The sequence below is a fragment of the Arthrobacter sp. TMN-50 genome (genome assembly GCF_054511125.1).
This window is the reverse complement of record NZ_JBTNDG010000002.1, coordinates 153597-174123: the sequence shown is the minus strand read 5'-3', so window position 1 is coordinate 174123 and position 20527 is coordinate 153597. Positions and strand designations below refer to the sequence as shown.

General features: G+C 57.9%; 18 protein-coding genes. 8 read left to right on the top strand and 10 right to left on the bottom strand.

Annotated elements, in window-relative coordinates:
• Positions 1-9 precede the first annotated feature (9 nt).
• From gyrB to dnaA, 6 genes are all read right to left on the bottom strand, one after another.
• Positions 10-2079, bottom strand: a complete 2070-nt coding sequence (gene gyrB / locus ACX80A_RS04720) for a DNA topoisomerase (ATP-hydrolyzing) subunit B (RefSeq protein WP_459258529.1) — start codon at positions 2077-2079, stop codon at positions 10-12.
• 292 nt (positions 2080-2371) lie between these two features.
• Positions 2372-2944: a DUF721 domain-containing protein gene (locus tag ACX80A_RS04715; protein WP_459258528.1), complete on the bottom strand. Its 573-nt coding sequence runs from the start codon at positions 2942-2944 to the stop codon at positions 2372-2374.
• A complete protein-coding gene (gene recF / locus ACX80A_RS04710; RefSeq protein ID WP_459258527.1) occupies positions 2934-4106 on the bottom strand; it encodes a DNA replication/repair protein RecF in 1173 nt (390 codons plus the stop codon). Before recF ends, ACX80A_RS04715 begins: the two co-directional genes overlap by 11 nt.
• Before the next feature lie 10 nt (positions 4107-4116).
• Positions 4117-5010, bottom strand: a complete 894-nt coding sequence (gnd, locus tag ACX80A_RS04705; RefSeq protein ID WP_459258526.1) for a phosphogluconate dehydrogenase (NAD(+)-dependent, decarboxylating) — start codon at positions 5008-5010, stop codon at positions 4117-4119.
• A 65-nt stretch (positions 5011-5075) separates the two neighbouring features.
• The gene (dnaN, locus tag ACX80A_RS04700) at positions 5076-6200 is read right to left on the bottom strand and encodes a DNA polymerase III subunit beta (protein ID WP_459258525.1); all 1125 of its coding nucleotides are present in this window, start codon (positions 6198-6200) and stop codon (positions 5076-5078) included.
• Between the two features lie 452 nt (positions 6201-6652).
• Positions 6653-8059: a chromosomal replication initiator protein DnaA gene (gene dnaA / locus ACX80A_RS04695; protein ID WP_459258524.1), complete on the bottom strand. Its 1407-nt coding sequence runs from the start codon at positions 8057-8059 to the stop codon at positions 6653-6655.
• Between the two features lie 428 nt (positions 8060-8487).
• Here dnaA and rpmH point away from each other — a divergent pair, with 428 nt between their 5' ends.
• The 8 genes from rpmH to ACX80A_RS04655 all read left to right on the top strand — a co-directional run bounded on the left by rpmH (position 8488) and on the right by ACX80A_RS04655 (position 14223).
• Positions 8488-8625 carry a 50S ribosomal protein L34 gene (gene rpmH / locus ACX80A_RS04690; RefSeq protein WP_022892375.1) on the top strand — a complete coding sequence of 46 codons (138 nt, stop codon included), beginning with the start codon at positions 8488-8490 and terminating at the stop codon, positions 8623-8625.
• A gap of 83 nt (positions 8626-8708) precedes the next feature.
• The gene (gene rnpA, locus ACX80A_RS04685) at positions 8709-9062 is read left to right on the top strand and encodes a ribonuclease P protein component (RefSeq protein ID WP_459258523.1); all 354 of its coding nucleotides are present in this window, start codon (positions 8709-8711) and stop codon (positions 9060-9062) included.
• Positions 9059-9406 (top strand): membrane protein insertion efficiency factor YidD, encoded by a 348-nt coding sequence (gene yidD / locus ACX80A_RS04680; protein WP_459258522.1) that lies wholly within the window; start codon positions 9059-9061, stop codon positions 9404-9406. Before rnpA ends, yidD begins: the two co-directional genes overlap by 4 nt.
• 13 nt (positions 9407-9419) lie before the next feature.
• Positions 9420-10382, top strand: a complete 963-nt coding sequence (gene yidC / locus ACX80A_RS04675; RefSeq protein WP_459258521.1) for a membrane protein insertase YidC — start codon at positions 9420-9422, stop codon at positions 10380-10382.
• The gene (locus tag ACX80A_RS04670) at positions 10379-10936 is read left to right on the top strand and encodes a Jag family protein (protein WP_459258520.1); all 558 of its coding nucleotides are present in this window, start codon (positions 10379-10381) and stop codon (positions 10934-10936) included. Before yidC ends, ACX80A_RS04670 begins: the two co-directional genes overlap by 4 nt.
• A gap of 22 nt (positions 10937-10958) precedes the next feature.
• The gene (gene rsmG, locus ACX80A_RS04665; RefSeq protein ID WP_459258519.1) at positions 10959-11594 is read left to right on the top strand and encodes a 16S rRNA (guanine(527)-N(7))-methyltransferase RsmG; all 636 of its coding nucleotides are present in this window, start codon (positions 10959-10961) and stop codon (positions 11592-11594) included.
• 116 nt (positions 11595-11710) lie between these two features.
• Entirely contained in the window at positions 11711-12814 is a 1104-nt protein-coding gene (locus tag ACX80A_RS04660) for a ParA family protein (RefSeq protein WP_459258518.1), read from the top strand.
• A 95-nt stretch (positions 12815-12909) separates the two neighbouring features.
• Positions 12910-14223: a ParB/RepB/Spo0J family partition protein gene (locus ACX80A_RS04655; RefSeq protein ID WP_459258517.1), complete on the top strand. Its 1314-nt coding sequence runs from the start codon at positions 12910-12912 to the stop codon at positions 14221-14223.
• 1347 nt (positions 14224-15570) lie between these two features.
• Here ACX80A_RS04655 and trxA read toward each other — a convergent pair.
• From trxA to murJ, 4 genes are all read right to left on the bottom strand, one after another.
• Positions 15571-15894, bottom strand: coding sequence for a thioredoxin (gene trxA / locus ACX80A_RS04650; protein WP_459258516.1), 324 nt, complete (start codon positions 15892-15894; stop codon positions 15571-15573).
• Positions 15891-16934, bottom strand: a complete 1044-nt coding sequence (gene trxB / locus ACX80A_RS04645) for a thioredoxin-disulfide reductase (protein ID WP_459258828.1) — start codon at positions 16932-16934, stop codon at positions 15891-15893. The genes trxA and trxB overlap by 4 nt, the downstream gene beginning before the upstream one ends.
• Before the next feature lie 162 nt (positions 16935-17096).
• Positions 17097-18581: an ABC transporter substrate-binding protein gene (locus tag ACX80A_RS04640; protein WP_459258515.1), complete on the bottom strand. Its 1485-nt coding sequence runs from the start codon at positions 18579-18581 to the stop codon at positions 17097-17099.
• 146 nt (positions 18582-18727) lie between these two features.
• Complete coding sequence (gene murJ / locus ACX80A_RS04635) at positions 18728-20500, bottom strand: murein biosynthesis integral membrane protein MurJ (RefSeq protein ID WP_459258514.1); 1773 nt, start codon at positions 20498-20500, stop codon at positions 18728-18730.
• Positions 20501-20527 lie beyond the last annotated feature (27 nt).

Genomic DNA, 20527 nt, shown 5'->3' with positions numbered 1-20527 from the left:
CCGTGCTACCTAAATATCGAGGAACCTAACGTCCTTCGCGTTCTGCTGAATAAAGTTTCGGCGGGATTCGACATCTTCACCCATCAAAACCGAGAAAATCTGATCCGCGGCTGCCGCATCGTCGACAGTCACCTGCAACAGCGTCCGGTTGTCGGGATCCATAGTGGTCTCCCACAGCTCGGTGTAGTTCATTTCCCCGAGACCCTTGTACCGCTGCACACCGTTGTCTTTAGGCAACCGCTGATTGTTGGCCAGCCCCATCTTGATGACTTCATCCCGCTCACGGTCGCTGAAAACGTAGGAATGGGTGGCGTTGGACCATTTGATCCGGTACAGAGGTGGCTGCGCCAGATAGACGTAGCCGTTTTCAATCAGGGGCCTCATGTAGCGAAACAGGAGGGTGAGAAGCAACGTGGTGATGTGCTGCCCATCAACGTCGGCATCAGCCATCAGCACGATCTTGTGATACCGGGCTTTCGCGACGTCGAAATCCTCGCCGATCCCGGCACCAAAGGCGGTGATCATTGCCTGTACTTCACTATTGCCCAGTGCACGATCGAGCCGTGCCCGTTCGACATTGAGGATTTTGCCGCGCAAGGGGAGTATTGCCTGAGTGTCAGGGTTACGACCGCGAACGGCCGAACCGCCTGCTGAGTCGCCCTCCACAATGTAGATTTCCGACTTCGACGGGTCCTTTGACTGGCAGTCCTTCAACTTGCCGGGCATTCCTCCCGACTCAAGGAGTCCCTTGCGACGAGTGGACTCACGGGCCTTCCGCGCGGCCAGCCGTGCCTGTGCAGCCTGGATCGATTTGCGGATTACGTCCCGTGCCGGCCCGGGGTTACGTTCCAGCCAGTCACCGAGCTGATCCGTGACCACCCGCTGAACGAAACCTTTGGCTTCCGAGTTGCCTAGTTTGGTTTTTGTCTGGCCCTCAAACTGCGGCTCGGAAAGTTTGACCGAAATGACAGCCGTCAGACCCTCACGGATGTCATCACCGGTGAGGTTTTCGTCCTTTTCCTTGATAATGTTCTTATCCCGCGCATACCGATTGATAAGGGAAGTCATTGCGGCACGGAAACCCTCTTCGTGCGTACCACCTTCATGAGTGTTGATGGTGTTGGCATACGTGTGAACGCTCTCCGAGTATGCGCTGGTCCATTGCATGGCCACTTCGACCGCTATTTTGCGGTCCGTGTCCTCAGTTTCGAACCCAATGACGTCCTCGTGAATCACGTCCACCCGCTTGGACGAGTTCAGGTGGTTGACGTAGTCAAGCAACCCATTCTCATACATGTAATTCACCATGCGGTGCTTCGGAGCTGTTTCTTCAACAGCACTGCTGGCTGAAGCCTCGGCAATTTCCTCGGTTTCTACTTCGGTGACCCGTTCATCCACCAGGATGATGCGGAGTCCCTTATTGAGGAAGGCCATTTGCTGGAACCGGGCACGCAGGGTTTCGAAATCGAATTCCACGGTCTCAAAAATGGTTGCATCTGGATAGAACGTTTGGGTGGTGCCTGTTTCGGTGGTCTCAGCCCCCCGACGCAACTCGCCGACCGGTTTGCCCCCGTCGGCGAATGACTGATTCCAAACGTACCCTTGACGTCTCACTTCGGTTTCCACCCGGGATGACAGGGCGTTAACTACTGAGATGCCGACGCCGTGGAGGCCACCCGACACTGCGTAGCCGCCCCCGCCGAACTTACCGCCAGCGTGCAGGATGGTCATGACTACCTCAACCGTGGGGCGCCCCTCGGTCGGGTGCATGTCCACTGGAATTCCGCGGCCGTTATCAATAACCCTTACGCCACCGTCAGCCAGCAGGGTCACCTTGATGGTGTCGCAGTGCCCAGCAAGCGCCTCATCCACCGAGTTATCGACCACCTCATTGACCAGGTGATGGAGCCCGCGTGGGCCGGTCGAACCGATGTACATGCCTGGGCGTTTACGAACCGCCTCAAGACCCTCCAGGACGCTGATATCGCTCGCATCGTATCCGGTGGTCCCATTTTGGACTCCTGCAGCAGACTGCGGAGTTCCCTGGGTCTTGGCGTCCAGCTCGTTGTCATTAGCCACAGGCGCTGTCGGCTCCTCAAAGGTAGGAATCTTGGGTAAATAGCTTCGCTGTCTGACACCCGCGGAGCAGGCAACAGGTCAAAGGCATCCCCTAGGGAATGCCCGTTGCCTCCATTCTACCTTGCCGCGGCAGACAATACGGCACTAAACAGGCCTCCACTGGCGAATAAAGCGGCTTAGGAGCCACCCGGGGGCAGCCACTAAGGCCGGATACCTCCTGCGGCAAGTTCGCGGTCCTACACGGCATTTACCGAACTGGCAATAGGTCGGTCCGATACATCGGTACGGTGTCCTATCCGTAGGTGTCCCGAGGTCCCCTCCCCTTGACCGTCCGGCCCCCTTTTCGCCAGTTCGGGGACGCCGGTCCAAGCACCGAAATGCGCGTGACGACGCCGGAGCCTAGCTCAGCGTCAAACTTCTGGATCAACATCGGACCAATCAATCTCAGCTGGGTGGCCCATGCCGTTGAATCACACCGGACCAATACCGTATTGCCGTCAAAACTTTCCGGCCGACAATGAAGCGCTATCTCTTGTCCAACGAGTTCGTCCCAGCGTGCTAGCACCGAACCTACGGCTACCGGTGATTTCCATCCTCGTTCACTGAGCAACCTGTTGAAGACATTACCCAAATCTTCCGGGTCCCGCCCCGAATACGTGAGAGCACCAGTTTGGCGGCGTTTTGGCACAGCGGCTCCGCGCCGGCCCGCGGGTAGTCGGGTATTTCCTCGGTTCTTGGAGGCATCCCGGACCTGGTTAAGGAGGGACTGAGGGGCATCAAGGTAGGCTTCGTCGACTGCCGGGCGGTCGGTCTCGGCCGGGCCCGCAGGGGTTCCGCTGTCATGCTGCGGCTCATCAGGCGTCACCAGCGACCAGCCCTCCGGGAACAACCTGGAACTGGCGTCCTGCAAGAGCCTCGGGAATGTCTTCGCCCACTGCCGCCGTGACCAATACCTGTTCGGCCCCGCTCACTATTGCCGCGAGCTTTGTGCGCCGGCTTGAGTCAAGCTCCGCAAACACATCATCGAGAATGAGGACTGGGCTAGCGCCGGGCGTCCGATCGTCGTCTCGTAACAGGTAATAGGAGCCCAATCTCAGGGCTAAAGCGAGGGACCAAGTCTCTCCGTGGGAGGCGTACCCCTTGGCGATAGTTCCTCCGAGGATGAGGTCCACATCGTCCCGATGGGGTCCAACCAGCGAAATTCCGCGATCGAGTTCCCTCCTCCGCTGGGTGAGAAGCTCTGCAATGAACCTGGCCGTCAGATCCTCCACTCCGAGAGAACTGATGGATTCGTCCGCACCTGGCATACCGTCCTCGGCAGTACCGGACAGCGTGGAGCGGTAGGTCGCTTCCGCAGTCTTCGAACCGTCGGTCAACTCACGATAGGCCCGTTCAAGGTATGGCTGCAGTTGTGCCAGCACCGCTAACCGGGCGTGCAGGAGCCTCGCCCCTGCCTGAGCCAAATGTTGATCCCATACATCGAGTGTTGCCTCGTGGGAGACAGAAAGCTTCCCACTTGTCCGAGCTGATTTGAGGAGGGCATTCCGCTGTTTGAGGACCCGTTCGTAGTCGGCGCTTATCCCTGCTCGGTGTGGAAGCAACGTCGCCGTAAGGTCGTCGAGGAAGCGACGCCGGCTCGAGGGATCCCCTCTAACGAGGGTGAGGTCCTCCGGTGCGAAAAGCACCGTTCGGAGAATCCCGGCTGCGTCGCTGGCCCTCACCGGGTTGGCACGGTTTATTCGAGCCCGGTTAACACGGTCGGCATTGATCTCTACTTCAACGCTGATGGTTTGCGTGCCGCGTACCAGTCTTCCCCTGACCAGCGCCCGTTCGGCGTCGAACGCAATCAGGGGCTTGTCCGAGCTGACCCGATGCGAGGACATGGAGGCAAGGTAACCGATCGCTTCAACGATGTTGGTTTTGCCCACCCCATTGGGCCCGACAAAGACGGTTATTCCGGCCTCAAGCAAAACTTCGACCTGGCTATAGCTGCGGAAATCCGTCAGGGATAGATGCTGGACGTACACGATGCTCCACTCACGCGGATTCCTCGGGGCCGCGAACCGCGTGTCCGCCAAATTGGTGGCGGAGCGCTGCAACCATCTTCATAGCTGGGGCGTCATCCTGACGGGATGAGAATCGTGCAAAGAGTGCGGCGGTGATGGCGGGGACCGGAATCTCACTGGAGATGGCTTCTTCGACAGTCCAACGTCCTTCACCCGAGTCCTCAACATATCCGGCGGTTTTCTTCAACGCAGGGTCTTCGTCGAGGGCTTTGACCAGCAGATCAAGCAACCAGGATCGGACCACCGTTCCATGCTGCCATGCTTGGAAGGTGCCATGGACATCCTTGATGATGTCCTTGGCCGCCAGTAGCTCATACCCTTCAGCGTAGGACTGCATCAGCCCATACTCGATGCCGTTGTGGACCATTTTGGCATAGTGGCCCGCCCCCACGTCACCCACATGGACGAAGCTTTCCTCCCGGGGACCTTCTGGTCGCAGCGCATCAAAAACAGGGAGGACTCGCTGCACGTCAGTGGGAGTACCACCCGCCATAAGTCCATATCCGTTCTGCAGACCCCACACTCCTCCAGAAACACCGCAGTCAACGAAGGCGACACCCTGAGCAGCAAGCAATTCAGCGTTTCTTTGATCATCGGTGAACCGTGAATTTCCGCCGTCGATGATCAAATCTCCCTCGTCCAAACGCTCAGCAAGGTCCTTCACGACAGCCCCGGTGGTTGCCCCAGCTGGCACCATAATCCAGATCACTCGTGGAGCTTGGAGCGTGGAGACCAGCTGATCGAGTGAATCAACATCAGAGATAGCTGGATTTCGGTCAAACCCGGTGACAGTTACCCCTTTGTGGCGCAGCCTTTCCCTCATGTTGAAGCCCATTTTGCCAAGTCCGATGAGGCCAATATGCATTGCGGCTTCGCTTTCTGTGGCCAGCGACTGGGGATTCAGCTGACTCGTTCCAGGGGTGGACGATTTTACTGGTTAGCCATTCGAACTGGCATCAGCAGGTACCGGTAATCGGTTCGGTCCTCGCCAGTTGCGTCTTCCTGGGCCGAAATTACTACCGGTTTGGGTGGTGTGGTGAATGAGAACCGAACGAATTTGCTATTGAAGGCGCCAAGCCCCTCGCTCAGGTAATGAGGGTTGAAGGCTACGGTGATCTCGTCTCCATCGAGGGTGGCCTCGATGGCCTCGGATGCCTGGGCATCCTCGCCTGTTCCTGCGTCAAGGGTGACCTGCCCCGCGCTGAAGGCCATCCGAACAGCAGTATTTCGTTCTGCAACGAGCGACACGCGGCGGACAGCCTCGACCAAGACACTGGTTTCAACTGTTGCATGGATGGGAGTATTTTCAGGGAACAGCGCACGAATCTTCGGGTAGTCGCCGTCGACAAGCAGCGACGTCGTGCGGCGGCCGCCGCTCTCGAACCCGATCAGTTCCCTGTCATTCGAAAGGGCGATGCTGAGGTCACCTGAACTGCCGAGCGTCTTGGCTACCTCATTCAGCGTCTTCGCTTTGACGAGAGCACTGGTCGAAATACCGGGGTTCCTTGGCTTCCAGGTGACCTCCCGGAGGGCCAATCGGTACCGGTCGGTGGCCAGAAGGGTAATCAGGTCATCCTCAATTTCCATCCGCACCCCGGTGAGAATGGGAAGAGTGTCATCACGACTTGCTGCGATGATCACCTGCGAAACAGCCTGGGCAAACGCATCCCCGTCGACGATGCCGCTTACTTCTGGTGGGGTGGGCAGCTCGGGGTATTCACCTTCCGGCATGGTTGCAAGGTTGAAACGGCTGTTTCGGCAGGTCAGCGTGACCTTGGTGCCCTCGGTTTCCACCTCGACCGGAGCGGATGGCAGGCTGCGGCAAATATCCGCCAACAGCCGACCGGATACCAGAATGGTTCCCTCTTCGGCGATATCAGCAGGGATCTCAAGGCGAGCGGAAATTTCATAGTCGAAGCTGGCAAGGCTGAGGGTTCCGCCAGCCGCTTTGATCAACAGGCCAGAAAGTACAGGAACTGGGGGACGGGGGGACAGCGAACGTGCCGTCCAGGTAACGGCCTCAGCTAGAACGTCCCGCTCAACTCTGAATTTCACTGAAGGGTGCCGCCTTTCTCAACATCATGCTTTGGAAGTTCACGTGGCCAGCGGGAAAAGGGGTCCGCCGCAGGGCAAGGAATAAGAGTACTCACAGAAAGCTTAGCCTGACTGCCGATGAGAGGTTTCCCGTCGTTTGGAGATGTTCGGGTGAGATTTTAGCGGGGGGGAAGGGACGCGAAAATGTTATTTGGAAGAACCCTTGGATTTAAGGTTCGTAGTGGTAGTAACGCCTGTTGAAACTGTGGATAACTGGCTTACAGCTAGTTGCGCCGGGCCATGGCCTGTTGAGAAGCTGTGTACAGCAGATCAGTGATCTCCGAGGGGTGTGTGGGGAAAACCCTTGGTATTCTGCGGATCCACAGCGTTGGGAAGGTTGTCCTCAGCAGAGTTGCTGTTGTTCGACCGGTTATCCACAGAATTATCCACACCTGTTAATACCCTTGCTGTAGTTAGGAGTCCTTACGGCGATGTTTGATCCGGTTGGTGAGTTCTGTGACCTGATTGAAGATGGCCCTACGTTCAGCCATCAGCTCACGGATCTTGCGGTCGGCATGGATGACGGTGGTGTGGTCTCGACCGCCGAGTTCCTGACCGATTTTCGGCAGAGACATGTCCGTGAGTTCCCGGCAGAGGTACATAGCAATCTGTCGCGCGGTGACCAGGGTCCGTGTGCGTGACTTGCTGCAAAGTTCTTCCATGCTGATCTGGAAGTAGTCTGCGGTCTGGGCCATGATGACGGCTGAGGTGATTTCCTGAGCGCCGTCGTCGGTAATAAGGTCCTTCAGCACCACTTCGGCGAGCGTCACATCCACTGGCTGCCGATTGAGACTGGCGAATGCAGTGACCCGAATCAGTGCACCTTCGAGCTCGCGGATGTTGGTGGAGATTTTTGAGGCGATGTATTCGAGCACGTCATCGGGAGCACTCATCCCCTCACTGATGGCCTTCTTCCGGAGAATAGCAATTCGGGTCTCCAACTCGGGCGGCTGGATGTCGGTGAGGAGACCCCACTCAAACCGTGACCGCATCCGTTCCTCAAACCCTGAGAGCTGTTTTGGGGGCAGGTCGGAGGTGATGACTACTTGCTTGTTGTGGTTGTGGAGGGCGTTGAAGGTGTGGAAGAACTCTTCCTGAGTCCGGTCTTTCCCCGAAAGGAACTGAATATCGTCAATCAGGAGGATGTCGACGTTGCGATAGGTCTGTTTGAAGCTCGTACCTTCATCGTCCCTAATGGAGTTGATGAAGTCGTTGGTGAACTCCTCCGAATTTACATACCGAACCCGGATGCCCGTGTAAAGATGCCTGGCGTAGTGGCCAATGGCATGCAGAAGGTGAGTCTTGCCGAGTCCGGAATCGCCATAGATGAAGAGGGGGTTGTAGGCCTTAGCCGGGGCTTCGGCGACAGCAACGGCCGCCGCGTGGGCAAATCGATTGGAAGAGCCAATGACGAAGGTGTCGAAAATATACTTCGGGTTGAGGCGACCAAACTCATGGGAGTTACTGGGAAGCGTAGGAGCGGGTTTGGCTTCCTCTCGGGCCGGCTCCGTGGTCTCGACAGGTTCGGCCTCTTCTACCTCGACCGGGGTCAACTCGGGGTCGATAACAAAGGCACACTGTAAATCCTCGCGGAAAACCGCCCGTAGTGCCTCATCCAGGGCAGCTTTCAGATGCGTCTGAAGAACCTCGCGGGTGAGTTCGTTAGGAACAGCGACCAGGAGGGTGGTGCCAATAAGCCCCTGAGCCTGGGCCAGCACAACAAATCCTCGCTGCCGAGGAGTCACCCTCTCATCGTGTTCCAGCGTGCGGATGACCTTGCGCCAGGAACTCCCTACGTCATTTATTTCGTCCGGGCCCACAAATACCTCTCACCATGTTCATTGAAAATGGCCATCATCCACAGAGTTATGCACAGCTAGTGGATAAATGACCCTTGGGCAAGACTAGAGGATGGGTAGTACAGAAGATAGCTCGTCTCCGGGGTCAACCAGGCGGTCAAAGGGAGCAAGCGGGGAACTATCGGGATCGTAAAACTGGGGGTTGTCCACAGCTCGGTGACTACCAACACCGGGATACCAACCGGGCCCGGTTTGACTGGCATGGGAGCGGTCGCCTAACGTTATGTAGTCCTATATGTCTGCATTCTGCATGCCTGCACGTCGGTTCCATCTCGTGGAACGTGTCGGTCTGCTCCATCCGCAGCCATCAAACGTCGAATCGCCAGTCTGTTCTTCCCCCTTGTAGCAACGGACCGGACGCATCCTAAGATTGTCTTGGAGTAAATACAGTGAGCAAGCGGACCTTTCAGCCGAATAACCGCCGCCGGGCTAAGAAGCACGGTTTTCGCCTTCGGATGCGCACACGCGCTGGCCGAGCCATCCTTTCAGCACGCCGCGGCAAAGGCCGCACCGAACTGTCGGCCTAAACGGGCCCAGCCAGTTTGACGAAGCCTCGGGCCAACCTGGCGGAACGCTATGCCGCACTAGTCCGATTGGTCGAGGTTCCCTAATGTTGGCTCGTATCAACAGGGTCCGAACAGCTTCAGATTTCACCCACACCGTACGTTCCGGCTCCCGTTCTGGGCGCCGGAACTTGGTGTTATATGCGGCACCCATTCACGGGGCGGATCCGAGCAGGTTTGGATTCATCGTTTCCAAGGGCGTGGGGAACGCAGTGACACGAAACCTCGTTAAGAGGAGACTAAGACAAATGGCTTCGTCAGCCTTATCGCGGCATCCCAGTGGACTCGCCGTGGTGGTGCGGGCGCTGCCTCCTGCCGCTGACGCAACCTGGAGTCAGCTCGCTAGCGACTTCGACCGGGCCTTCGACTCGGTATCCAGCAGGAAGAGAGGCAGCACATGACTACCGCTGCCCCACGTGTTTTTTCGCTGCTCGAACTGCCAGCCAATTGCTTGATTGCAGTGCTCAAGGCATACCGGATAGCCATTTCTCCTCTCTATGGCCAGGTGTGTAGATTTTTCCCCTCTTGCTCGGCATACGCGCTTGAAGCCGTAACCCTCCACGGTGCCCTCAGGGGCAGTGCCCTAGCAGCTCGACGGATTTGTCGATGCCACCCCTGGAATGACGGCGGGGTGGATCATGTTCCTGCAGGTGGTCGATCCTTCGCCGACGGAAAAATACCCAAAATTGTTGTGCTGAATCATCCTGTGATTCCCGCTGATGACGAAAGCCGCTCTGCGGCCTGAGGAGCAAATAGCTATGGACTTCTTCAATACCATCCTCTTCCCGTTCCAGTGGCTTGTGTCATGGATCATGACGTTTTTCCACGACGGGTTCACATTTCTTGGGATGGATGCCGCATCCGGCTGGACGTGGACGTTATCCATCGTGGGACTCGTGGTTGTCATCCGCGCCGCCTTGATTCCGGTTTTCGTCAAGCAGATCAAGGCACAGCGTGGCATGCAGGCGCTGCAGCCGGATCTGCGGAAGCTGCAGAAGAAGTACAAGGGTAAGACCGACCAGCTGTCCCGTCAGGCAATGACGCAGGAACAGATGGCCCTGTACAAGAAACATGGCACCAACCCGTTTGCTGCCTGTCTACCAATTCTGATCCAGATGCCATTTTTCTTTGCGCTCTTCACCGTGCTGAACGGTGTGTCTCGAGCCTCGGAAACGGGCGACACCATCGGGGAGATGACCGCCAAGGAAGTTGTCCAGTTTGATGACGCCGAGATTTTTGGAGCTCCGCTGTCGTCCACCTTCCTGGGAAGTTTTGGCGACAACGCCAACGTCAGCGTGATCATCCTGTCAGTGATCATGATTCTGGCCATGACAGCTTCGCAGTTCATCACGCAGAAGCAGATCATGGCCAAGAATATGTCTGAAGAAGCAATGCAGAGCCCGTTCATGCGCCAGCAAAAACTGATGCTCTACATTCTCCCGCTGGTGTTCGGTATCGGTGGTATCAACTTCCCCATCGGCGTCCTGATCTACTGGACGACCACGAACATCTGGACCATGGCGCAGCAGTTCTATGTGATTCGCCGGATGCCTACTCCCGGGTCTCCCGCAGCCAAGGCGCTTGCCGAGCGACGTGCCAAAAAGGGCCTTCCGATGATGCCGCTGCTTGGGGAGAGGAAGGCCGATCCCGTGGCGGAAGAAATCACTGAGACCAAGGGCCAGCGGACTCAGCCCCAGCGCAAGAACAGGAAGAAAAAATGACAGTTGAGAATGTTCCGGAGACAAACCCGGAGGAAGCGGTCGACAGCGCCGGGGTAGGGGCCGATTCGTCGGCCACGATCAGTCGACTCGAGGATGAGGGCGACGTTGCGGCAGACTATCTTGAGGAACTACTCGACATCGCCGACATCGACGGGGATATTGATATTGAGGTGAGGAACGGGCGCACCTATATCTCGATTGTTTCCGAAGATCCCACCAGTGGTTCGCTCAGCGGTCTGGTTGGCAAGGATGGCGAGGTACTCGAGGCGCTGCAGGAACTGGCTCGGCTGTCCGTGCTGACGTCGACAGACAACCGGTCACGGCTGGTGCTCGACATTGACGGTTTCCGTGAGGTACGAGGTAAGGAACTCCGCAGCATCGCGCTCGACGCGGTCAACAAGGTCAAGGAGTCAGGCGACGAGGTCGCCCTGGAACCCATGTCGGCCTATGAGCGCAAGATTGTGCACGACGTAGTGGCAGAGCTCGGGTTTGTCAGTGAATCCGAAGGTGAAGGCTCTGGCCGACACATCGTTGTCTCACCCGCCGAGTTCTAGCCATTATTGATCAGGTCAACACATGGTGGAAATGACTGCAGCTGAACTCGAGGCTGCGCAAACTATTTTTGGTGACCGGCTAGGTATCGCCGAACGCTTCGTTGGGCATCTCGCAACGACCGGAATCGAACGGGGTTTGCTGGGGCCCCGGGAAGTCCCCCGGCTATGGAGCCGTCACGTGCTCAACTGTGCGGTTACCGCCGAACTCTTCCCCGACGGGGTTTCTGTAGCCGACGTTGGCAGTGGTGCCGGCTTACCCGGTATTGCGTTGGCCATTGCTCGACCTGATCTCACTTTCACGCTGATCGAACCTCTTGAACGACGTGTGACGTGGTTGAAGGAAGTAGTTGGGGATCTTGCCCTGGATAACGTGGAGGTGTTCCGTGGGCGCGCTGAGGAAGCCGTGGGTAAGGTAACCGCGGCAGTGGTGACCGCCCGAGCCGTGTCCGCATTGGGCGGTCTTGCAGCAATGACTATCCCCATCCTGGCCGGAAATGGGCAGGTCTTGGCAATCAAGGGACAGAGCGCTGCCGAGGAAGTCACCAAGGCCGCGAAACTGATCCGCAAACTTGGTGGGCGAAAAACCGTTGTCCTTCAGGTCGGAGCTGGAATGCTAGAACAACCGACGACAGTTGTTCGCATTACCGTCGGGCAATAGCGGTGCGGCTCGTCGAATGTTCTCCCGAACAGGCTGTTTCACAGTCGGTTCGGTGGAGTCACCGGCTACTCTAGAAGGAGGACCGGCCCCGGCATGTTGAAAGCGAGTTATCCCGCGTGACCACGAAAGACAACGCAAGGCGGAATCAAACTTTGATGCCCGCAGGCTCTTCTCTCGCGGTCACCCTCGGCGAAATTCAACCAGAAGTGTTTGCAGATCCCGCCAACATGGGAATTGTTTCACGTGAAACAACTTTCACGGTATCCAACCCCCGGCCCGCAGCAACGACATCTGCTCCGACGAGCACCACTAGCGCAGCACCGAGGAATGTCATGGATGCGATGGACGACAGCACGCCGTTGGCCCGTGAACTCGCCAGCGAGAACCGGCGCCGGGAAAAACTCAACGGACGTTCCCTTCCGCGACCAGGTAGTACCCGTGTGCTGACGGTGAGTAACCAAAAGGGCGGTGTGGGTAAAACCACGACTACCGTAAATATTGCGGCGGCCCTTGCAGCAGCGGGCCTCAACGTTCTGGTCATTGACATCGATCCACAGGGTAATGCGTCGACAGCGCTGGGCGTGCCTCATCACGCCGAGGTTGACAGTATCTACGACGTTCTGATCGATGACCTGCCGTTGGGCAGTGTTGTCGTGGCATGTCCCGACGTATCAAATCTTCTGTGTGCACCAGCCACAATTCATTTGGCGGGGGCCGAGATTGAACTTGTGTCGCTCGTCGCGCGGGAGCAGCGACTTCGCCGTGCTCTCGACCTGTACGCGCAGGATCGAGCCAGGCAGGGCGAAGAACGATTGGACTACGTCTTTATCGATTGCCCTCCAAGTCTGGGACTTCTGACGGTCAACGCTTTCGTCGCGGCCAAGGAGGTCCTCATTCCTATCCAGTGTGAGTACTACGCGCTGGAGGGCCTTAGTCAGCTGCTGAAGAATATCGAGATGATTCAGAAGCATCTGAATGCCGACCTTGTCGTGTCCACAATCCTCCTGACCATGTATGACGGTAGAACCAACCTCGCCGCCCAGGTCGCCGCTGAGGTTCGTGAACATTTTCCGAAGCAGGTGCTAAAGGCGGTTGTCCCCCGTTCGGTAAGAATTTCCGAAGCGCCCAGCTATCAGCAGACTGTGATGACGTACGATCCGTCGTCGAGTGGTGCGCTTTCGTATCTTGAAGCAGCCTCCGAAATTGCTGAACGCGGATAAGCCGCTTTGACTACATGGATCCTCACCCGGAGTAGGGTGGGACTCAGTTATTCACACGATGCAGATTGTATTCTGCGCTCTTGAAGGGACCTGTCATGGCTGAGAAGCGACGCGGATTGGGGCGTGGGCTCGGGGCCCTCATCCCAAGTGCACCGGTGGAGACGCCGGATGAGGTCAGAGATACGGCAACTCCACGGAACGGTCGGCCGGCTGACCTCTTCTTCCCCGCCGCTCCGGAACGCTCGGTTAGCGAGTACGGTGCGACCGTCGAGCCTCCGCGGTCGGCCCGGGGTGCGTCGGGAATAAACAAGGACGCCCTCAAGGCTCCTACGCGGGCTCCGAAGCGGATCGTGCAGAAGAAGTCGGGCAGCGACCCCGTGGTGTCTTCAGAGCCTGATGGGAAGCTGGGCAGTGTGCCGACTGCCGAGGGGCAGTCCAACTCGACGCAGAGTGGATCGAGGGTGCCGACCGCGCCGGAGGTGGCCGATCTGTCTCGGATTGAGCCGGGTGTGACTGGGACTGAATCGCAGGATCTGGGTGGCGTTTCACGTGAAACAGCGCATTCTGGCGCGGAGTCGCATTTGGTCGCGGTGCCCGGGGCGACATTTGCTGAGATTCCTGTCGGCCTAATCCATGCCAATCGGAAGCAACCCCGCAGCGTTTTTGACGACGACGAGATGGCTGAGCTGGTGAACTCGATTCGTGAGATCGGGGTGCTACAGCCCATTGTCGTACGCCCTTCTGCGGAAGGCGGCGATCAGCCCTACGAGCTGGTTATGGGCGAGCGGCGTTGGCGAGCGTCACGCGAAGCAGGATTGGCAGCCGTTCCAGCAATCATTCGTTCGACAGCCGACGATGACCTTCTTAGAGATGCACTTCTGGAGAACTTGCACCGTAGTCAACTCAATCCGCTTGAGGAGGCCGCCGCCTATCAGCAATTACTTGATGATTTCGGGTGTTCTCACGACGAATTGGCCGAGCGCATCGGACGATCGCGCCCTCAGATCTCGAACACGCTTCGTCTCATGAAGCTTCCCCCATTGGTTCAGAGGAGACTGGCGGCAGGAATCATTACGGCCGGTCATGCTCGGGCTCTTCTTGGGCTGAATGATCAGGTTGAAATGGAGAAGCTGGCGCAGAAGATTGTTGCCGAGGGTCTATCGGTCAGAACCACTGAAGAGCTCGTGTCGATGAATGATGGTCTCAGGCGCCCAGTGAAACCCAACAGTCCTCGCGCGGGCGCGCGACACGAACGTCTCGACTACCTGGCATCATCGCTCTCAGATCGGCTTGATACCAGCGTGAAGATCACCCTGGGTGCCCGTAAAGGCAAAGTGAGCATTGAGTTTGCGAGCGTCGACGATTTGAATCGGATTATGGGCGTACTGGGCAGCTCCCCATCGGCCTAGGTGCGCTGCATGGCCTTATGCGACTTGCATGTTGCGTTTCACGTGAAACCTGGGAAGCGCTTCGCTGATACCGAACCGGCCGGGCTTCGGCGAGCCGATACTGCGGGGTCCAGGGTTGTGACCGGCCAGATTGCGGGCTCTGAAGGGTGACACCGATAGCGCGCAAACAATAGTGTTCTCGAAGGGCAGAATAGTCGATCTGCGGACCTTTACTGCTCGACGTGCCTAGAACCTACGTCGGTGCGGCAAATGAATGCGAACTCGCGCAATAGAGCTGTTCGAAGGGGACCTGCTGTTTCACGTGAAACAAGGGCTGCTACCGGCTCATAAAGGACCCTTTATTGATCAGAAATTCTCGACTTCAGACTATCTGTGGACGCATATTGCCTGCCAGGCAAGGCAATTACGGGATAAGCAAGCGTTTCACGTGAAACCTGGACGCTCGAGCCCGCCCGGTTTCAATAACCCACCATCAGCCGCGCCTTCCCTGCCTCTCCCGGACTAGCCTGGTACGGTCGTCGAGCCGATAGATTGAGATCCTTATCCGACTGTTTGGACCCGGCACAAAGGCTACCTACCCGGTTTCTCACTAAGCCGCTGGTCGCGCGAGCGGCCTTCATATCAGTCTTGCACGCTCCGAGCCTATTGAGCGACTGCGTTTCAACCCTCAAACACAACTGCGTGAAAATATCACGTGCAACTACTGGACACAGATGGGCACACAGGACGGCGATATGATGTGGCGAGGGAAAGTCTGTGAACCACGGGGCGTTCGGAAGCGGTGAACAATCATCTGGTGTCGCAGCCCGCTGGTCTGCTGCCGGGAGAAAATCACAAAGCCTCGTGCCAAAGGCGCGACGCTTACTGCAGGATATAGGGTCTTGTGTACGTCGTTTCACGTGAAACGACGTCCTAAGGCAGTTCACCGGATACCTATGGAGCTCCAGAAAGCCGTGGTCTAGTCCTTCGTCCGGATAGGGTATGGGTCGAAATGGGGCGCCCTATTCGCGGGTCCATCGTGGTAGCAGAATGGACAGTGAACTCGTGCGCCTAGATGACTATCATCAGATTCTCTTGAAGCTCCAGGAGGGGCAACCTATGGTTCCTTCAATCGAGCGGGGAAGGCCCTCTCCCGGGTTACCATTTTCCGCCGCTGGAGACAGCGTATAAATCCGCTACCGAAACATCGATTTGACCGTAAAGGACGATTGCGACGGCCGCGCGACGACAGCGACGGGAAATCCCTTGTTTCATGTGAAACCGGGGGCGAACCGGAGAAGCCACCACCTCTTTGGGAGGTGGTGGCTTAATAAGGCGACCGGCAATCTTTCGCTAACGCGCTCTGGACTACTTTAGGAAATCAGCAAATTCCTGCTCGATGACCTGTTTTGGCTTGGCCCCAATGGACTGGGCCGCTACGATACCATCCTTGAAAACATATACCGCCGGGATCGACGTGATGCCGTACTTGGCGGCCGTCGCCGGGTTGTCATCGACGTTGAGTTTTACAACATCAACCTTTTCGGAGTGTTCGCCGGCAATTTCATCAAGGATTGGGGATAGTTTGCGGCATGGACCGCACCACTCTGCCCAGAAATCGACAATGACGGGCTTGTTGGCCTGCAATACGTCGGCATCGAATGAGGCATCGGTAACTTCTTTGGCGGTCATAGTGCTTCTCCTAGGTTCGGGCTGAGTACGCGTGCTTCTTCTGAGACTTTTTCTGCTGGTGGAGTTGGGACCTCCGCAGCGGTATCCACTGAATCGCCGAGATCGGCCAGATAGTGTTCGACATCAAGCGCTGCAACACAGCCGGACCCGGAAGCTGTGATGGCCTGACGGTAGGTAGGGTCGATGACGTCGCCGGCAGCAAACACGCCCGGTATTGATGTCTTGGACGTGCGTCCTTGGACGGCGATGGTTCCCTCGGACGTCAATTCCAGCAAATCCTTGACGAGGTCGACCCGGGGATCATTACCTATGGCAACGAACACACCGGTGACCGCGAGTTGCTGGGTTGAGTCGTCAATTGTGCTACCGAGCCGTAGACCGGTTACTTTATCTTTGCCGTCGATCCCAACAACTTCCGAGTTCCAGATGAAGCGAATTTTGTCGTGATTAAGTGCGCGGTCCTGCATGATCTTGGAGGCGCGAAGAGACTCACGGCGGTGTACTACCGTGACGGTCCGCGCGAACTTTGTCAGGAAAAGCGCTTCTTCCATCGCCGAATCGCCACCACCGATAACGGCTATGTCTTGATCCTTAAAGAAGAACCCGTCACACGTTGCACACCAGCTGACGCCGTGACCGGACAGGCGCTTCTCGTCCTCGAGCCCCAGCTCACGGTATTCCGAGCCGGTGGAGATGATGATGGAGCGCGTCAGGTAGGTTTCCCCGGTACCAATGGTGACCTTCTTGACCAGCCCATTCAGCTCAAGAGCTGTCACATCCTCGAACAGGATTTCGGTACCGAATCGGACCGCCTGCTTTTCGAACTGTTCCATTAGGTCCGGGCCCATGACGCCGTCAGGGAAGCCGGGGTAGTTCTCTACATCAGTGGTGTTCATCAGTTCACCGCCAGCTTTGACTGAGCTGGCAATCATCAACGGAGCCAGGTTGGCGCGCGCGGTGTACACAGCTGCTGTGTACCCGGCTGGGCCTGAGCCCACGATGATCACGTCATGGATCATTTGTGTATCGTTGCTGGTCATTTCTGGCGTGCCGGTTTCTTTACTCACGGGTTTGGTGGACCTTCCTTTATTGACACCACAACAGTAGCCCTACGGCTCGATGACGCGGTTACTCATAAGAACCGCCCCATGGACCAGCTTATTCCGCCCCCGTCCCTGGGGTTTAACCAGAGGATGGCAGAGCTAGGAGGCGCTGATCTCCGCAATCCGGACGCCCCAGGGGAATACCGCCTGAACGTTGGTCAGGCGTGGAAGCTGCGTGAGGTTTACGATGATGTACTGCGCGGTGGCAGGCTCACCCTCTGCGCTGGGTGGAACCGGGATATTGATCGTGGGACCGGTGAATGAACTTTGCGCGATCTGCTCTGCACCATCAAGGGTCGGCTCATCGTTGAGGAGAACGGTGAAACTACCCCCCGAACCGTTGAGCTGTGCGATCTGAATCTGGTTGATCGTCGACTCTTCCTCGAGTTCGACGATGAGAGCCATGTTCTGGGCGAGGCCGCCAAAGGTTTCGTTGGCAAAAACCAGGCTTCCCCAGAAACTACCGGGATTTCCGTCAATGATGAGGGGGAGGTCCCCATCGGTGTCAGCGTTTAGCCCGGCGTTGTCGGGGACGAGCCGCGTGACCGTAGCCGGTACGGGATTGATGGGTTCAGGGGTCGGCTCGGTGGACTCTTCGAGGTCCTCAGAAGGTGTTGCAGTGACATCCTCGGTTGGCTCTTCGACAGCTTGGGTGGTGGTGGTGCCGGGTCCCGCCGCTGGATCCGGTGAGAAGAAGCCACTGAGCTGGTTTACGGCCAACGCTACAACCGTGACCAGGATGATGGTCAGCACTACACCGACGAGCACCCGCGTGTACTTTGGGTTGTTCCCCCGGTCGTCGTCATCGCTGTCGTCATACTCGTTATAGCCGTCGGGCACAGTGGCGCCGGTTGCGGCTGCGGCCGGGAAGTGCGATGCGGCGCGCCGGGTTTGGGTGGCCTGCGATTTCTCGGCACCGGCGTCATAATCCTGGTCAGACCAGAGTGAAACTTTTGGCTGACCAGGATCGCCGCCGCTACCTCCGTGGGTGACCCGGGGTGCTGATGTTGGTGGCGGCGGAACCGGAGACGGCGCCGGGGGGCCCGACGGGACTGCCCGGGCGGCAGCCGCCCCCGCGGCCCCGCCTGCTGCAGCTTTGCCGAACTTCGGCAGACGAGCTTTTAGCAGGCGAGACTTTCTGGCTGGCCGGTCATCTTCCTCGTCGGGCCCGTAGTCATCGTCGTCGTCGTCGTACGTTTCGGGCTCGGTAGAGCGAGGACCGCCAAAAATTTCGGATCCAAGAGTGTCGGTGAAAAACGGCTCAACAAACGGCGTATCCTGTGGGACAACGAGATCCAGCAGATCCGCAGGCGATGCGCGGTTGGTCACCAGGTAGGTGCTTTCGTCGGTGACGCCCAAGTCCAGGACCTGAATGTTCCCGGCTCGTTCACCGGTGGCAACCTCACGTGCGGTGGCGGCTATCTGGTCCGCGTTCGCGGCCGAGGCAACCAGGATACTGACGGGCCGGCTGAGAACCTGATCCATACCGTCGAGCACAAGATCCCGGTCAGCAGAAGCCAGTACGTAGGCGGTGACCTTGTAGCGGCCTCCCAATACTGAACCAACGTCTACTGGTTGTGGCACGTGTTCCTCCCGCGGAATGGTTGGATTGTCGGGCGTCGGACAGGGTTTCCCGTTCAACGCGTCAGATGAGCTGAAGATGATTCCTACCAATGTTACCGGTCAGTCTCGCCGATACCCGGGTTTTTCATGCGCACGCCGGGCTGGGTTCATTTGGCTCGGCTAAACCTCGCCAGTAGGGGGGCTAGGAAATCGTCCAGTTCCTTGATTCGCAGGACCTTCAGCATGCTCAGATAGACGCCCGCCATCAGGATTCCGCAGCTTGCCAGCACGATGAACGCGGCAGGCACCGATTGCCAGACGAATCCTTCGGGGTTGTACCCCCCGAAGAGCCACAGCGCCCCAGCGCCGACCGCGGCCGCGACCATTCCGGCGAGAGTTAGGCGTACATGGACGTTGTACACGTGCCCGGCACCATAGGAACCAATTTTGCGGACCAGGAACGTGTGGCTCACGACGACGGCGATCACGTTGCCCAGTGTGAAGCTGAGGGCGAGCAGCGGGACAATGTATTCGGGCGCGAAGGTCCCGGAGATGAGGGCAAGGGCGACACCAACCACTGACAGGATGAGTTGAATCCGGAGTGGCGTGACAGCATCTTCGGCCGCATAAAACACCCGATTGAGGAAGAAGTTGGCGCTGAGGAAGGGTGCGCCGATAGCCAGCAGGGTGATGAGCACTGCGTTGAGTGCCCCGTCCGGGCGTATCCCGCCCGAAAACAACATTCCCAGCGGTACGGCGAGCGCCAGGAGAACTGCAGCACCAAACACTGTCGCCACGCCCATGACGCGCAAACCGCGTGAGAGTGTTGCCTTGATCAGTGCAAAATCGTTGTTGCTGTGTGCAGCAGCCAACTGATTGAACATAACGGTGGCGATGGACAGCGCAATCACTGAATGCGGCAGGACGTACACCATGGTGCCGATGTCCAGGTTGAACGGGCCGGCAATCTGCCGGGGTGGCACGCGGTCGAGGTAATCGGGGCGGGCCTCAGCGGCGATCGATGCGACGCGAATATTGACCAGGTACAGACCGTTCCCGACCAGCATGGTGATGATGGTAATCGACGCCAGCTTCCCGGTGCGGCCCAATCCCACCCCGCGCCAGCCGAAGGTTGGTTTGAGCCCTAATCCGAGCCGTTTGAGGGGCCAGAAAAGGACCAGCGCTTGAATAACGATTCCGAGGGTAGTTCCTCCGGCCAGCAGGAGGGTTTGGGAGGAGTTCCACGATTCGGGCGTGTGCGAGCTATCGATTTGCGAGCCCATCAGCACGATGAACACCACCAGCGTTGTGATCGAAACAATGTTGTTGGCTACTGGCGCCCACATGTAGGGCCCGAAGGACCCGTTGGCATTAAGCACTTGTCCAATAATCGCGTAGAGACCGTAGAAGAAAATCTGCGGCAGACACCAGTAGGCGAAAATGGTGGCCAGAGCCAGCCGGCTGCCCGAAAAATCGGTGACGAGCGTTGTGATCAGCGGCGCAGCAAGGGTCACCAGAGCCGTCAGCACCACCAGGACGATGACTGCGAGGGTGATGAGACGACTGATGAAGTCCGCGCCACGGTCCGGGTTCCGCGTTGCCTTGATGATTTGGGGGACCAGAACCGCGTTGAACACGCCGCCGGCCACCATGAGATAGATGAAGTTGGGCAGCCCATTGGCAATGGAGAACGCATCCACCACACCGCCGGATGCCCCCAAGGCCGTCGCGAGGAGGGCTACCCGAACCAGTCCGAGCACTCGTGAGACGAGGGTCCCGGCTGCCATGATGGCGCTTGAGCGGGCCGTCGTGTCCGGGGCCTCAGGAGTGGGTCGCTTGTCGACGGCGTCGGTGGCTGCGGCGTCGCCAGGATGAACCGTGTGGCTGGGTAAAACTCCGGCGTCCTGGACGGGAAGGGAGGCTGTATTTAAATCCGACATCGTTGTCTATCGTCTCACCACTGGCTC

Excerpts from the sequence above, each read along its gene's own strand:
- gnd (WP_459258526.1), bottom strand. The coding sequence starts at position 5,010 with ATGCATATTGGCCTCATCGGACTTGGCAAAATGGGCTTCAACATGAGG.
- rnpA (WP_459258523.1), top strand. The coding sequence starts at position 8,709 with ATGTTGGCTCGTATCAACAGGGTCCGAACAGCTTCAGATTTCACCCAC.
- yidD (WP_459258522.1), top strand. The coding sequence starts at position 9,059 with ATGACTACCGCTGCCCCACGTGTTTTTTCGCTGCTCGAACTGCCAGCC.
- yidC (WP_459258521.1), top strand. The coding sequence starts at position 9,420 with ATGGACTTCTTCAATACCATCCTCTTCCCGTTCCAGTGGCTTGTGTCA.
- ACX80A_RS04670 (WP_459258520.1), top strand. The coding sequence starts at position 10,379 with ATGACAGTTGAGAATGTTCCGGAGACAAACCCGGAGGAAGCGGTCGAC.
- rsmG (WP_459258519.1), top strand. The coding sequence starts at position 10,959 with ATGGTGGAAATGACTGCAGCTGAACTCGAGGCTGCGCAAACTATTTTT.
- ACX80A_RS04655 (WP_459258517.1), top strand. The coding sequence starts at position 12,910 with ATGGCTGAGAAGCGACGCGGATTGGGGCGTGGGCTCGGGGCCCTCATC.
- trxA (WP_459258516.1), bottom strand. The coding sequence starts at position 15,894 with ATGACCGCCAAAGAAGTTACCGATGCCTCATTCGATGCCGACGTATTG.
- trxB (WP_459258828.1), bottom strand. The coding sequence starts at position 16,934 with ATGACCAGCAACGATACACAAATGATCCATGACGTGATCATCGTGGGC.
- murJ (WP_459258514.1), bottom strand. The coding sequence starts at position 20,500 with ATGTCGGATTTAAATACAGCCTCCCTTCCCGTCCAGGACGCCGGAGTT.